This window comes from Mycobacterium shimoidei, assembly GCF_900417275.1.
GTDB classification, from domain to species: Bacteria; Actinomycetota; Actinomycetes; order Mycobacteriales; family Mycobacteriaceae; genus Mycobacterium; species Mycobacterium shimoidei.
The window spans coordinates 2,196,238-2,209,670 of the sequence record NZ_UEGW01000001.1 but is presented as its reverse complement, the minus strand read 5'-3'; the positions used below and the strand labels follow the sequence as shown (position 1 = coordinate 2,209,670).

14 protein-coding genes and 1 tRNA gene are annotated in these 13,433 nt (G+C 64.7%); 10 read left to right on the top strand and 5 right to left on the bottom strand.

The features are described 5' to 3' along the window. Window positions 1–380: 380 nt before the first annotated feature. The 3 genes from MSP7336_RS10895 to MSP7336_RS10885 all read right to left on the bottom strand — a co-directional run bounded on the left by MSP7336_RS10895 (window position 381) and on the right by MSP7336_RS10885 (window position 1,193). Window positions 381–680, bottom strand: coding sequence for a DUF732 domain-containing protein (locus tag MSP7336_RS10895; protein WP_069397767.1), 300 nt, complete (start codon window positions 678–680; stop codon window positions 381–383). A gap of 78 nt (window positions 681–758) precedes the next feature. After that, window positions 759–1,001, bottom strand: coding sequence for a hypothetical protein (locus MSP7336_RS10890; RefSeq protein WP_113963687.1), 243 nt, complete (start codon window positions 999–1,001; stop codon window positions 759–761). Between the two features lie 115 nt (window positions 1,002–1,116). Continuing rightward, window positions 1,117–1,193, bottom strand: a tRNA-Leu gene (locus tag MSP7336_RS10885). Between the two features lie 259 nt (window positions 1,194–1,452). Between MSP7336_RS10885 and MSP7336_RS10880 the strand changes: the two genes are divergently transcribed. From MSP7336_RS10880 to MSP7336_RS10845, 8 genes are all read left to right on the top strand, one after another. Next, on the top strand, window positions 1,453–1,752 hold the full coding sequence (locus MSP7336_RS10880; RefSeq protein ID WP_069398208.1) for a PE family protein: 300 nt from the start codon (window positions 1,453–1,455) through the stop codon (window positions 1,750–1,752). A gap of 9 nt (window positions 1,753–1,761) precedes the next feature. Then, a complete protein-coding gene (locus MSP7336_RS10875) occupies window positions 1,762–2,988 on the top strand; it encodes a PPE family protein (RefSeq protein ID WP_280524364.1) in 1,227 nt (408 codons plus the stop codon). Window positions 2,989–3,201: 213 nt separating this feature from the next. Beyond that, window positions 3,202–3,987, top strand: a complete 786-nt coding sequence (locus tag MSP7336_RS10870; protein WP_069398210.1) for a PPE family protein, SVP subgroup — start codon at window positions 3,202–3,204, stop codon at window positions 3,985–3,987. Between the two features lie 43 nt (window positions 3,988–4,030). Beyond that, window positions 4,031–5,152, top strand: coding sequence for a PPE family protein (locus MSP7336_RS10865; RefSeq protein ID WP_113963686.1), 1,122 nt, complete (start codon window positions 4,031–4,033; stop codon window positions 5,150–5,152). Between the two features lie 118 nt (window positions 5,153–5,270). Further along, complete coding sequence (locus MSP7336_RS10860; protein WP_085178737.1) at window positions 5,271–5,567, top strand: WXG100 family type VII secretion target; 297 nt, start codon at window positions 5,271–5,273, stop codon at window positions 5,565–5,567. 20 nt (window positions 5,568–5,587) lie between these two features. Then, entirely contained in the window at window positions 5,588–5,872 is a 285-nt protein-coding gene (locus MSP7336_RS10855; RefSeq protein ID WP_113963685.1) for a WXG100 family type VII secretion target, read from the top strand. A gap of 264 nt (window positions 5,873–6,136) precedes the next feature. Beyond that, the gene (locus tag MSP7336_RS10850; RefSeq protein WP_069396095.1) at window positions 6,137–6,910 is read left to right on the top strand and encodes a response regulator transcription factor; all 774 of its coding nucleotides are present in this window, start codon (window positions 6,137–6,139) and stop codon (window positions 6,908–6,910) included. Next, on the top strand, window positions 6,910–8,415 hold the full coding sequence (locus MSP7336_RS10845; RefSeq protein ID WP_113963684.1) for an ATP-binding protein: 1,506 nt from the start codon (window positions 6,910–6,912) through the stop codon (window positions 8,413–8,415). The genes MSP7336_RS10850 and MSP7336_RS10845 overlap by 1 nt, the downstream gene beginning before the upstream one ends. On the opposite strand, the gene MSP7336_RS10840 is transcribed toward MSP7336_RS10845, so the two are convergent. Beyond that, entirely contained in the window at window positions 8,405–9,700 is a 1,296-nt protein-coding gene (locus MSP7336_RS10840) for an ArsB/NhaD family transporter (protein ID WP_113963683.1), read from the bottom strand. The genes MSP7336_RS10845 and MSP7336_RS10840 overlap by 11 nt on opposite strands. Next, window positions 9,697–10,140, bottom strand: a complete 444-nt coding sequence (locus tag MSP7336_RS10835; RefSeq protein WP_069396098.1) for a CBS domain-containing protein — start codon at window positions 10,138–10,140, stop codon at window positions 9,697–9,699. The genes MSP7336_RS10840 and MSP7336_RS10835 overlap by 4 nt, the downstream gene beginning before the upstream one ends. A gap of 53 nt (window positions 10,141–10,193) precedes the next feature. Here MSP7336_RS10835 and MSP7336_RS10830 point away from each other — a divergent pair, with 53 nt between their 5' ends. Together MSP7336_RS10830 and MSP7336_RS10825 are read left to right on the top strand one after the other, a co-directional pair. After that, a complete protein-coding gene (locus tag MSP7336_RS10830) occupies window positions 10,194–12,755 on the top strand; it encodes a sensor histidine kinase (RefSeq protein ID WP_244917538.1) in 2,562 nt (853 codons plus the stop codon). Beyond that, the gene (locus MSP7336_RS10825; RefSeq protein WP_113963681.1) at window positions 12,752–13,429 is read left to right on the top strand and encodes a response regulator; all 678 of its coding nucleotides are present in this window, start codon (window positions 12,752–12,754) and stop codon (window positions 13,427–13,429) included. The genes MSP7336_RS10830 and MSP7336_RS10825 overlap by 4 nt, the downstream gene beginning before the upstream one ends. Window positions 13,430–13,433 lie beyond the last annotated feature (4 nt).

Genomic DNA, 13,433 nt, shown 5'->3' with positions numbered 1-13,433 from the left:
GAAGTCGGCGGATATGACGTCTTTCGGCGTCTTTCGATGCCTTTTGACGTGACTTTCAATCAAGTCTAGTGGCGTAATTCGGCTCAAAATGCACGAGTTTCGGCGCGCCGTCGGCTCGCTGTCGGTTAGGTCACATCGCCAGCTCAGGCTTCCCTTAAAGACAGTTCAGTCACGGTGCCGGCGCAAGTCGGGACAGCGAACAAACAACCATTTTCGTCCAGCAGTTTCCCGATCGCCGCTAACTCCCGAATTTCAACGCAGCCGCCGCGACCAGTGTTAAGAGTCTCTTAACCCTCCGGTGCGAAAAGCGGTCTAAATCACACACCAAAAAGCGCCGCGATCGGCGCGGCGCTTTGGTAGCGGATGCTCAACTATGCGGATCAGAGGTGCTGAGGGCAGAAGGCCGAGGCCGCGGTCACCGCGAACCGTGCGGATTGCTCCACGGTCATCGCGGGGTTGGTGCTGCGCACCGCGTTGACGGTATCCACCGGCGAGAGGCCGCGGTCCATCAATTCACACACCGCTTGGCCGGCGAGGACGGTTTGGCCCGCCCCGGCGCTATGAGAAATGCCCTGTTGGTCCAGCGCGGCCAGAAACCCTGCGTCGTTGCCGTCAGCGTGCGCGGGCGCCGCCAGGCCGACCATGGCTGCCATGCTCATCAGCAGGAGTAGGCGTTTCATACCCTGGAGCATGCCCAGCGGTCATTACGGGTGTGTTACCACCGGTTAAGCGTCGCCCTGCACATTGTTAAATCGGCGTTACTGGTGTTCGGCCATGCCGTCGAACTGCAGGTCAACGGCGTGACCGTCGGTCATGGCGCGTTGGCGAAAGTTCCGGGCCAGCGCAACCTGGCTCATGCGGGTCACCCGACCGGTATCCCAATTGCGGACCGCGAAGCGGCGCCCCAACGGCGAGGCGGCCAGCTCCGCGACAATCTCGACGGTGCGGTATCCACGCCTGGCATCCCACACGGTGCCCACCAGGTGTTCTTTAACCCCCATTGAATCGCCCCCCAGCGAGTCGATCGGTCCTCTCCCTACCTCGGTCACGGTAGCTCAGGAATCCCGGACGAAAGCGAGAATGGCCGTAGTGGTGGCGACGTAACAAGGTGGCACTTGGTGCCCCCAGTCGGACTCGAACCGACACTGGGCGGATTTTAAGTCCGCTGCCTCTGCCAATTGGGCTATGGGGGCCTCGGCGGCGAATCTAGCGTGCCGACGCCACAGCGGGTACGACCGGTGCTGGCAGGTCGCTGCGGCCGTCTCTTGTGACATCGATGTGTCTGAGGGCGCCACCGTGTTAAGTCTTCCAGCCCAACCGTTAAGAAGCAGTTAACGAGCTATCACATCCGCGCGATTTTGGGCAACTGTGGACGCGTGCAATCGGTAGTTCGACAGCACCGTAATGGCTGGCCCGGCAACGTGGGTCGGCCTGTTTTCTGTGAGGAGAAGTATGTCCTTCGTGACCACGCAGCCTGAGGCGCTGACGGCTGCGGCCAACAGCTTGCAGGCGATCGGTTCGGCGATGGCGGCGCAGAACGCCGCGGCTTCGGTTCCGACCACCGGTGTGGTTCCGGCTGCCGCTGACGAGGTTTCGGCCTTGACGGCGACGCAGTTCGTAGCGCATGCCACCTTGTATCGGGCAGTCAGCGCACAGGCCGAGACGATTCACGAAATGTTCGTGAAAACCCTTGGTATTAGTGCTGGTTCGTATGCGGCCACCGAGGTCGCCAACGCGATCGCAGCTGGTTAGGGGCCGAACATGCTGGATTACGGAGCCTTTCCGCCGGAGTTCAACTCCGCACGCATGTATGCCGGTGCCGGTTCAGGGCCGATGATGGCCGCGGCGTCGGCGTGGAATGCGCTTGCCGCAGAACTGAGTTCGACGGCCTCCTCCTACGAGGCGGTGATCAACGGGCTGATCAGTGAGCAGTGGCTTGGCCCCGCGTCGGCGTCGATGGCGGCCGCAGCTGCGCCCTATTTAGCGTGGATGAACAACAGCGCCGCCGAGGCACAGAAGGCGGCCGAGCAGGCCGCCGCGGCGGCGTCCGCCTACGAGGCGGCGTTTTCGATGACGGTGCCCCCGCCGGTGGTCGCGGCCAACCGTGCCGAGTTGGCAATGTTGGTCGCCACCAATGTCTTAGGCCAGAACACGCCCGCGATCGCCGCCAACGAGGCCCAGTACGCCGAGATGTGGGCCCAGGATGCCGCCGCGATGTACGGGTACGCGGCGAACTCGGCGGTCGCCTCCCAGCTGACCCCGTTCGACTCGCCCGCCCAAACCACCAACGGCACCGGCGTTGCCGGCCAAGCCGCAGCCGTCGCTCAAGCCACCAGCGGCGCTGCCGGCAGCCAAACCCAAGTGGCACAACTGATGTCGAGTCTGCCTAACGTGCTGCAGAACATGTCGTCCCCACTTGCATCGACAGGGTTGAGCCTTGCTGCCGCCCTTGATCCGGTGCTTCCGGCTGACGCTGTGGATGTAGTCCTGAACGGCATCTCGTCGGGAGCGTCCACGGCCGCGATGTACATCCCGTCGACGTTGATCCCCAGCATGATCGGTTACTTCGCCGGCCCCGGTTTCAACGCCGAGGGCGGTGGCGTCGTCGGTGGCGGGTTGGGCGCGTTGCTCGCTCCGGGTGGGCCGCTGGGCAACCTCGGCGCGCTCGGCGGTGGTCTGGGAAGCGCCGGTGGCGGCGCCGCCGGGGCGGCATCGGCCGCATCGGCTGTCACCGGCGGCGTGGGCCAGGCGTCGCTGGTCGGCTCCTTGTCAGTGCCGCCGAGCTGGGCCGCAACCACACCGGCCGGCTCCGCGGCGGGGGCCTTGCAGCCCGCCGGCTGGGCCGCCGCCCCGGAAAGCAACACGGTGGCGGCCATGCCCGGTGCGATGCCCGCCGGAGCGATGGGCAGCCGCGGCGGGTTCGGCATGGGTGCGCCGCGCTACGGCTTCAAGCCCACGGTGATGGGCCGGCCGGTGGTAGCGGGATAAGCCCCAACCACCACGTGGCCCGCGCACCCAGGGTGTGCGGGCCACTTTTATGCATGGTGATGTCACGAAACCCGTAACACAGCGTTAAAAGGCTGTGCCACACCGTTAAGAAACCGTTAGCGAATCCTCACAGCAGCCATTTTGTGCGCGAACCTTAGCCGGTGCCGCCCGACAGCCTGGCTGGCTGCCGGCCCGTTCGAGTGAGGAGAAGCTATGTCTTTCGTGACCACGCATCCTGAGGCGTTGACGGCGGCTGCCGCCAACCTGCAGGCCGTCGGCTCTGCGGTAGCGGCCCAGAATGCGGCCGCCGCAGCGCCGACCACAGGTGTCATTCCCGCAGCCGCCGACGAGGTTTCAGCGCTGCAGGCGACCCAGTTCGCGGCGTACGGCAACCTCTATCAGCAGATCAGCGCCCAAGCCACGGCGATCCATGAGATGTTCGTCCACACCTTGGGTCGCAGCGCCGGCTTGTACGGCGACACCGAAGCGGCCAACTCGGTGGCTGCGGCGGCCGCATCGGATGCGCCGGTCCTCAACGGCCTTACCACTCAGATCGGGAATTTCGGCTCCGCAGCCTCTGACCTGCTGCAGCTGGGAAGCTCCGGTTTCCTTGCTCCGGGTGCACTGGCCAACGGCCAAGTGCCCGGCCTCGGGCCCATGGCGGCTGGTTTAAGCCAAGCCGGCGCGGTGAGCTCCGTCGGGCCGGCGACTCCTGCCGCCACCACGGGCGCACCGGTGTTGGCCGGCGTGGGCCGGGCGTCTTCGGTGGGCCGCCTGTCGGTGCCGCCCAGTTGGGTCGCCGAAGGCGGCCCGGTTGTCAGCTCAGGTCCCCCGACCTTGACGGGCGCGGGCTGGACTACCGCCCCGCAGAGCACGTCGGTCGCAGCGATGCCGGCCGGGATGCCGGCCGCGGCCTCGGGCGGGCGCAGCGGATTTGGCTTCGGCGTACCGCGCTACGGCGTCAAGCCCACCGTCATGCCCAAATCCGCAGTCGTCTAAAAACGCTCAACCGAATCGGTTACCAGAGAACGGGATTGAAAAGATGGACTTCGGAGCATTACCCCCGGAAATCAACTCCGCACGCATGTATGCCGGTCCGGGAGCGGGACCGATGATGGCCGCCGCGGCGGCCTGGAACAACGTGGGCGCCGAATTGGCGACGGCCGCGGCCTCGTACCAGTCGGTGATCGCAGCGCTCACCGGCGAGCAGTGGCTGGGTCCGGCCTCAGCGGCCATGGCGGCCGCCGCCGCGCCCTACGTGGCATGGATGAACGCCACCGCCGCGGCCGCTGAGCAGGCCGCCGCCCAGGCCATGGCCTCGGCGGCGGCCTATCAGGCTGCCTTCGCTATGACGGTGCCCCCGCCGGTGATTGCCGCCAACCGCGCGCAATTGGCGATGCTGGTCGCGACCAATTTTCTCGGCCAGAACACGCCCGCGATCGCGGCGAACGAGGCCCTCTACGCCGAGATGTGGGCACAGGATGCGGCCGCGATGTACGGCTACGCCGGTGCGTCGGCGACCGCCGGCGTGCTGCAGCCCCTCAACGCCCCGGCACAAATCACCAATCCGGCGGCTGCGGCCGGCCAGGCCGCCGCGGTCTCGACCGCCGGCACCCAGTCGGGACTTTCCCAATTGGTGTCCAGCCTGCCGGGCGCGGTGCAGGGGCTGGCGTCCCCGTTGGCGGCGGGTGATGCGGCAGGGGCGCTCCAAAGCGTGATCGCCCAGGCCGGAAACATCGGGGCTTGGAACATGTTCGCCGGAATCTCGAGCGGGGTGGGTCTTGCCCACGCCCACAGTGCGGAAATGGCCGCCGATGCAATGGCTGAGGCGGAATTGCCGGTCTCAGTTGCGCAGGCTGCACCCGCAGCCGCGGTGGGCGCCAGCAACATTGGCGCGGCACCGGTGGTGGCCGCCGGTATGGGCCAGGCCTCCTCGGTCGGTGGTCTGTCGGTGCCGGCCGGTTGGTCGGCAGCCACCCCGACGAGCACTGCTGGCGCGGCGTTGGCGGGCAGCGGCTGGACAGCCGCCGCAGAGGAAAGCACCGCGATGGCCACCGTTCCGGCCGGGATGCCGCTGGGCGCCGGCCGGGGCTTGGGTGTCGGCTTCGGTGCGCCGCGCTACGGATTCAAGCCCACCGTGATGCCTAAATCGGTGGTGGTTTAACGAAACAAAAGTAACGACATGTCATGTGTTAGAAGCGAGCTGTTAATCGCCCGGTCCTAGCCTGTGCGCAACAGCCTGACAGACCCTGAGGGACCCTGACAGACAAGGAGCTACCTCGATGACCACCCGTTTTATGACCGACCCGCACGCGATGCGGGACATGGCGGGCCGTTTTGACGTGCACGCTCAGACCGTCGAGGACGAGGCCCGCAAGATGTGGGCATCCTCGATGAACATCGCCGGTGCCGGCTGGAGCGGCACAGCCCAGATGACCTCGCACGACACCATGGCCCAGATGAACACCGCGTTTCGCAACATCGTCAACATGCTGCACGGGGTGCGCGACGGGCTGATCCGCGACGCCAACAACTACGAACAGCAAGAGCAGGCCAGCCAGCAGATCCTGGGCAGCTGAAAGACATTGGGAGAACAAAGATGACGATCAATTACCAGTTCGGCGATGTCGACGCTCACGGTGCGCTGATCCGCGCCCAGGCCGCCACCTTAGAAGCGGAGCACACCGCCATCATTCGTGATGTGCTGGCCGCCGGTGACTTCTGGGGTGGTGCCGGTTCGGTGGCCTGCCAGGAGTTCATCACCGCGTTGGGTCGCAACTTCCAGGTGATCTACGAGCAGGCCAACGCCCACGGCCAAAAGATACAGGCCGCCGGCAACAACATGGCCAGCACCGACTCCGCCGTCGGCTCCAGCTGGGCCTAGTCCCGGTAGGAATCCCATCGCCGGCAGGGCACCCCGCGGGGGCTCGCCTGTCCAGAGGCACCTCGGCCGAGTAGCCGGGTCGTCTCCTTCAATGGTCATGTATTCCAATATTTTTCGGGAAATGCCACACACCGAGTAAACTTATGCGATACAGGGAAACGCATATCTTGCCCGGTCCATGGCGGTCTCTTCGACCATCTACAAAATTTGAGAACGCTATGAAGTGTGTGACTGAGCGATTTGTGCCAGGGAAAATCGGGAACCATGACCGCCATGTCGAGTTACACGCGTGAACAGCGGCCGCGCCAGGCCATCTTGGGCCAGCTGCCACGGATCACCCGAGCCGACGGATCACCGATCCGGGTCCTGCTGGTCGACGACGAGCCGGCATTGACCAACCTGGTCAAGATGGCGCTGCACTATGAAGGCTGGGTCGTCGACGTCGCGCACAACGGCCGAGAGGCCGTCACGAAGTTCGACAAAGTGGGACCCGACGTGCTCGTCCTCGACATCATGCTTCCCGATATGGACGGGCTGCAGATTCTGCAACGCGTGCGCGAATCCGAGGCCTACACCCCCACGCTGTTCCTCACCGCCCGCGATTCGGTGATGGACCGCGTCACCGGTTTGACCGCCGGCGCCGACGACTACATGACCAAGCCGTTCAGCCTCGAAGAGCTGGTGGCCAGGCTACGTGGGCTGCTGCGCCGCTCCAATCAGCTGGCACCTCCGGCCGAGGAGGTTCTCACGGTCGGCGGACTAATCCTGGACGGAGCCAGCCGCGAGGTGACCCGCGACGGGACGCCGATACCGCTCACGTCGACCGAGTTCGAGCTGCTCCGCTTTTTGATGCGTAACCCCCGCCGGGCGTTGACCCGCACCGAAATTCTGGATCGGGTATGGAATTACGACTTCGCCGGCCGCACCAGCATTGTCGATCTGTACATCTCCTATCTGCGGAAGAAAATTGACGCCGGCCGCAAACCCATGATTCATACCGTGCGAGGTATCGGGTACATGCTGCGACCACCGGACTAATGCGACGCCGACTCGCACCATGGTGGCGGCCCCGTTCGCTACGGCGGCAGCTGGTGCTGGGCGTATCGGCGATCGTTTGTGTGGTGCTGGCCGTAATCGGCGTCGCCTCGGTGGTGAGCATGCGCGAATACGTCACAGCGATGGTCGACGCGGAGGTTTCCGAATCGCTGGACGCACTGAGTCATTCGTTGGCCCGGTATCGCAACGCCGTTGGTCCTGAAGCACCGATAGCGCAGGAGATGGTGAAATTCACCGGCCAAACACCGGGCAATCTCATCGCGGTGGTCCGCGACGGTACCGTGATCGGCTCGGCCGTGTTCTCCGAAGACGAGCCGCGAGCGGCGCCTGCCGACGTTGTGAAAGCGATCGAGGCCCAGTCTTGGTCAGACGGCCCGGCGCGCACCGAAGATCTGGGTAGCTTGGGACCTCATCGGGTCAACAGCAGGGCTGACGGCGATGATCGTCTTGTGGTCGGGGTTTCGATGGACCTTGCCAATCGAGCTGTTTCGCACCGGATCGCCACTACTGCAGCACTTTTCGTGGGCGCATTGGTGGTCACCGCCGGTCTCACCATCATGGCCGTCGGCTACGCGCTGCGGCCACTGCGGCGCGTCGCGGCCACCGCAGCCGAAGTCGCCGGGATGCCGCTCATCGGTGACGAAAACCGAATCACCACCCGCGTGCAACCAGATGATACCGACCCGGACAACGAAGTCGGCATCGTCGGGCACACCTTGAATCGCTTACTGGACAACGTCGATAGCGCCCTGGCACATCGCGCTGAGTCCGACCGCCGCATGCGCCAGTTCATCACCGACGCCAGCCACGAATTGCGCACTCCGCTGGCAGCGATTCAGGGCTACGCCGAACTCACCCGCCAGGACAGCTCGACACTGCCACCGACAACCGAGTACGCGCTCGCCCGTATCGAGTCTGAGGCAATGCGGATGACATCGCTCGTCGACGAATTGCTGCTGCTGTCTCGGCTGGGCGAGGGTCAGGATCTGGACACTGAGGACGTCGATCTTGCCGACGTTGTCAGCACTGCGGCCAACGACGCGGCGGTTGCGGCGCCGACGCATCACTGGGTCAACGACTTGCCTGAGGAGCCGGTCTGGGTGCGGGGAGATCGCGACCGGCTGCACCAACTCGTCAGCAATCTGCTGACCAACGCCCACGTGCACACCCCGCCGGGAGTCACGGTGACGACCGCCATTACCCGTCACGTGTCCGGTGACGACGGGGCTTACGCCGAATTGACTGTATCCGACGACGGGCCCGAGATCGAACCCGAGCTGCTACCACACTTGTTTGACCGATTCGTGCGCGGCAACGTCTCCCGGTCGAATGGGTCAGGCAACGGCTTAGGACTGCCCATCGTCGCCTCTATCGTCAAGGCCCACAACGGCTCAGTCACCGCCGAATCCGGCAACGGCCACACCGTGTTTCGGGTTCGATTGCCGATGATCAGCCGTGCGAACCAAGCGGTCGAGCCTAGACCATGAGGTACCGCAGCCACAGGTAGCCCGCGCTGACCACCAGTGACATCCCAGTGACCACCGCCCCCTTGCGGGTAAACTCCCAAAACGAGATCGGATGGCCTGCGCGCTGGGCGATTCCGATCACGATGACGTTGGCGCTCGCCCCGACCGCGGTGAGGTTGCCGCCCAGATCGGTGCCCAAGGCCAAGGCCCACCACAGCACCGCGGAGTTCAAATGAGGCTGGATCGAGGAGACCAGCTCTGCGACAACCGGTGTCATCGCGGCCGCGTACGGCACATTGTTGATCACACCACTGGCGATGAAGGACACGACGAGGATCAGCATTGTCGTCACCAGTGCATCGCCACCAGTGGCGTGGGTGGCCAGGTTGGCTAATTGGCCGATCACGCCGGTTTTCACCAAAGCGCCGACCATGATGAAAAGCCCCGCGAAGAACAGCAGCGTCTCCCACTCGACGCTTTCCAGATAGAACTCTCGCGTCAGCCCGGAAACCACGATCAGCACGCCGGCGCCGACCATCGCCACCAGCGAGGGATCGGTGTGAATCGGATTATGCGCGACGAAGCCGGCGAACACCGCCGCCAGAACCACCCCGCACTTGATCAGCAACTGGTGGTCTCTGATCGCTTCTCGTTCATTCAACGACATGACATCGTCGACCCGTTCGGCATCAACCGTGAAAGCGCCGGGAAACAGACGCGGCAGCAGCACCGCCAGGACGACGAGGAGAATGAGTACGATCGGTGTCAGGTGAGCCAGAAATGCGTTGAAGCTCAAGCCAGCTCGGTCAGCGATGACGATGTTGGGTGGGTCGCCGACCAATGTGGCAGTACCACCGATGTTGGAGGCGAACGCTTCGGCCATCAGAAACGGCACCGGGCTGATTTGCAGCCGGTCGCAAACGAGCAAGGTAACCGGTGCGATCAGCAGGACCGTCGTGACGTTGTCCAGCAACGCCGATGCAATGGCGGTGACGAGCATCAGCAGGATCATGATCCGCACCGGCGAGCCTCTGGCGCGCTTGGCAGCCCAGATCGCCACGTATTCGAATACGCCGGTCTGGCGTAGCACGCTGACGATGATCATCATGCCCAGAAGCAAAAAGATGACTTCCCAGTCGATCCCGGTCTCACGAGAGAAGAAAACCTCGTGGGAATTGACCACCGGCAGAATGACCATGCATACGGCGCCGCCCAGGGCCACCAGGGTCTTGTTGACACGCTCGCTGGCGATCAGGGCGTAAGCGACGACGAAGATCGCGGTCGCGAGAATCGCGTAGAGATTCAAGATTTGAGCACCGCAGCCAACAGCCGTGATGCCGTGATGACGCCCTGCAGCCTGCCGTCCTTGACCACTGGGATCAGCGGGCTTCGCAGCCTTGCCATCACCGCGGCCACCTCGATGATCGTGTCATCGAACTGGGCCGGCGGCACGTTGGTCAGATGCTCGGGCAACATGTCGCCGACAGTCTTCCCGTCCAGGCTCTCCGCCACGTGGTCGGCCATCGATTCGGAGAGCACACCTGCCAGCGACGGGTCGTCCAGCACATACTGCGGCACGATGAAACGGACCACCTGCGAGGCGGGCAGCACCGCGTAGGGACTGCCCGACGCGTCGACGACGAGGATCCCGGGCAGGCGTTGCCGGGCGAGCATGCGGACAGCCTCGACTGCGGCGGAGTCCGTGGTCAGGACCGGGAAGTCCTCAGCGATTTCGGCGGCGCGCATGCGGAGACGATACAGCTTGGCGAGCTGGACCAGGACTAACGGGCAGACCCGGCATTGCGCCGCCGCAGGTGGATGATGTTGGTGTGAGTGTCGTCGAGCCCCAACGCAAGCGCGGGGAGCTGCGCATCTACCTGGGTGCGGCGCCCGGTGTCGGAAAGACGTACGCGATGCTATCCGAGGCGCACCGGCGAGCCGAACGCGGCACCGACGTGGTGGCAGCAGCGGTCGAAACCCATGGGCGGCGCAAAGTCGCGGAGCTGTTTGACGGAATCGAGGTTGTCCCGCTCCGGGATATCGAGTATCGCGGCAGCCATTTCACCGAGCTCGACGTTCCGGCAGTTCTGGCACGCAACCCGCAAGTGGTGCTGGTCGATGACCTGGCCCATACCAACGCTCCGGGAAGCAAGAACCGCAAGCGCTGGCAGGACGTCGAGGAGCTGCTCGATGCGGGCATGACGGTGATCTCCACGGTCAACATCGCACATCTGGAGAGTCTCAACGACGTCGTGGCCCAGATCACCGGCATCGTCCAGCAGGAAACGGTGCCGGACTCGATCGTGCGACAGGCCGAGCAGATCGAACTCATCGATATCACGCCGGAAGCGCTGCGGCGCAGGCTGTCCCATGGAAACGTCTACGCACCGGACAGAGTCGACGCGGCGCTGTCCAACTACTTTCGCAGCGGAAACCTCACTGCGTTGCGGGAACTCGCGCTGCTGTGGCTGGCCGACCAGGTCGACGCTGCCCTGTCGAAATACCGGGCTGACAAGAACATCACCGATACCTGGGAAGCGCGTGAACGCGTCGCGGTGGCCGTGACCGGGGGGCCGGAATCGGAGACCTTGGTCCGGCGGGCGTCCCGGATCGCTACCAAGTCAAGCGCTGAGCTGGTCGTGGTGCATGTGCTGCGTGGCGACGGGCTGGCCGACATGTCGGAGACGCGAATCAGCGCGATCCGTGAGCTGGCGACCAGCCTTGACGCTTCCATGCACATCGTGGCCGGCAACGACGTGGCGGCGGCGCTACTCGATTTCGCCCGCGAAATCAACGCCACTCAGCTGGTGATCGGGACCTCGCGACGCTCACGGTGGGCCCGCATCCTGGACGAAGGCATTGGCGCGCGAATTGTGCAACAGTCCGGCAAGATCGACGTGCACATCGTCAACCACGGCGAATCCCCACGCGGCTTTCGCGCAGCGGCGGTCTCGCGCCGCAACCGTCGCGCCGCTGCATGGCTGGCCGCGGTCGTTGTCCCATCGGTGATCTGTGCAATCGCAGTCAACTGGCTTGATCCACATCTGCGAACCAGCGGACAAAGCGCCATCTTCTTCGTCGGTGTGCTGGCCGTGGCATTGCTGGGAGGTGTAGGCCCGGCAGTGCTTTCGGCAGTGGTGTCCAGTCTGCTGTTGAACTACTACCTGACTACTCCGCGGCACAGCTTCACCATCGCCCATCTCGACGCGGCCATCACCGAGCTGGTGCTGCTGGTCGTAGCCGTAGCGAGCGCGGTTCTGGTCGACGGCGCGGCTAAACGGGCCCGGGAAGCCGGCCGGGCATCAAGGGAAGCGGAGTTGTTGACCCTGTTCGCGGGATCGGTGCTGGGCGGCGCCGATCTCGAGACGCTGCTCGAAAGGGTGCGCGAGACCTATTCGCAGCGGGCGGTCAGTATGTTGCGGGCAACCGACGACGTCGGCCAGGTCGTCGCCTCGGTGGGCAGTGACCCCTGCGCCACAATCGATTCCGCTGACACCGCAATCGAGGTCGGCGACGACGAGTTTTGGATGCTGTTGGCCGGCAAAAATCTCGCCGCGCGCGACCGCAGGGTGCTTTCCGCGGTAGCCAAGCAGGCCGCGGGTCTGATCAGGCAACGCGAACTGGCCGCAGAGGCCAGCCGGGCGGAGGCGATCAGCCAGGCTGACCAACTGCGGCGGTCGTTGTTGTCGGCGGTCAGCCACGACCTGCGCACTCCGCTGGCCGCGGCCAAGGTCGCGGTGTCAAGCCTGCGGGCCGAGGACATCGACTTTTCGCCCGACGACACCGCTGAGCTGCTGACCACCATCGAGGAGTCCATCGATCAACTGACGGCACTGGTCGGCAATCTGCTGGATTCGTCGCGGTTGGCCGCCGGCGTCATCCGGCCCGAGCTGCGACGGGTGTATTTGGAGGAAACGGTCCAGCGCGCGCTGGTGAGTATCGGCCAGGGCGCCACCGGGTTCTTCCGTTCCGGGATCGACCGGGTCAAGGTCGACGTCGGCGCCACGGTGGTACTGGCCGACGCCGGCCTGCTCGAACGGGTGCTGGCCAACCTGATCGACAACGCGTTGCGCTATGCCCCCAACTGCGTGGTCCGCGTGAACTCTGGACAGGTGGGCGACCGGGTCCTGATCAACGTGATCGACGAAGGGCCCGGGCTGCCGCACGGCAGCGAGAATCATCTTTTCGGGGCATTCCAGCGGATGGGCGACCACGACAACACCACCGGCGTGGGTCTGGGACTGTCGGTGGCGCAAGGTTTCGTCGAGGCGATGGGCGGCACGATCCAAGCCACCGATACCCCCGGCGGCGGACTCACCATCGTTGTCGATCTTGCTGCGGCGGAGGACCAGCACAGATGACTCGTGTCCTGGTGATCGACGACGAGCCGCATATCCTGCGCGCACTGCGGATCAACCTGACCGTGCGTGGCTACGAGGTCATAACGGCCTCAACGGGCACCGGGGCATTGCGGGCTGCCGCCGAACACCCACCTGACGTGGTGATCCTCGACCTGGGGTTGCCGGACATCTCTGGTATCGACGTGCTGGCTGGGCTGCGCGGCTGGTTGAGCGCACCGGTGATCGTGCTCTCGGCGCGCACCGATTCGATTGACAAGGTCGAAGCGCTGGATGCCGGCGCCGACGACTACGTGACGAAGCCATTCGGCATGGACGAGTTCCTGGCCCGGCTGCGCGCCGCGGTACGGCGCAACACCGCAGCGGAGACCGACCAACCTGTCATCGAAACCGCCTCGTTCACCGTGGATTTGGCTGCGAAAAAGGTGACGAAGAATGGTACCGAGGTCCACTTGACGCCGACCGAATGGGGCATGCTCGAGGTCCTCGCCCGCAACCGCGGGAAGCTGGTGGGCCGCGAAGAACTCCTCAAAGAGGTCTGGGGGCCGGCTTACGCCAAAGAAACACATTACCTCCGTGTCTATCTGGCGCAGCTGCGCCGGAAACTCGAGAATGACCCGTCACACCCCCGGCATCTGTTGACCGAGGCGGGTATGGGGTATCGCTTCGAGACGTGACAGA

Coding starts and splice junctions, on each gene's coding strand:
- MSP7336_RS10875 (WP_280524364.1), top strand. CDS start 1,762: ATGCTGGATTACGGAGCCTTTCCGCCGGAGTTCAACTCCGCACGCATG.
- MSP7336_RS10850 (WP_069396095.1), top strand. CDS start 6,137: ATGACCGCCATGTCGAGTTACACGCGTGAACAGCGGCCGCGCCAGGCC.
- MSP7336_RS10845 (WP_113963684.1), top strand. CDS start 6,910: ATGCGACGCCGACTCGCACCATGGTGGCGGCCCCGTTCGCTACGGCGG.
- MSP7336_RS10855 (WP_113963685.1), top strand. CDS start 5,588: ATGACGATCAATTACCAGTTCGGCGATGTCGACGCTCACGGTGCGCTG.
- MSP7336_RS10860 (WP_085178737.1), top strand. CDS start 5,271: ATGACCACCCGTTTTATGACCGACCCGCACGCGATGCGGGACATGGCG.
- MSP7336_RS10880 (WP_069398208.1), top strand. CDS start 1,453: ATGTCCTTCGTGACCACGCAGCCTGAGGCGCTGACGGCTGCGGCCAAC.
- MSP7336_RS10890 (WP_113963687.1), bottom strand. CDS start 1,001: ATGGGGGTTAAAGAACACCTGGTGGGCACCGTGTGGGATGCCAGGCGT.
- MSP7336_RS10835 (WP_069396098.1), bottom strand. CDS start 10,140: ATGCGCGCCGCCGAAATCGCTGAGGACTTCCCGGTCCTGACCACGGAC.
- MSP7336_RS10825 (WP_113963681.1), top strand. CDS start 12,752: ATGACTCGTGTCCTGGTGATCGACGACGAGCCGCATATCCTGCGCGCA.
- MSP7336_RS10895 (WP_069397767.1), bottom strand. CDS start 680: ATGAAACGCCTACTCCTGCTGATGAGCATGGCAGCCATGGTCGGCCTG.
- MSP7336_RS10865 (WP_113963686.1), top strand. CDS start 4,031: ATGGACTTCGGAGCATTACCCCCGGAAATCAACTCCGCACGCATGTAT.
- MSP7336_RS10870 (WP_069398210.1), top strand. CDS start 3,202: ATGTCTTTCGTGACCACGCATCCTGAGGCGTTGACGGCGGCTGCCGCC.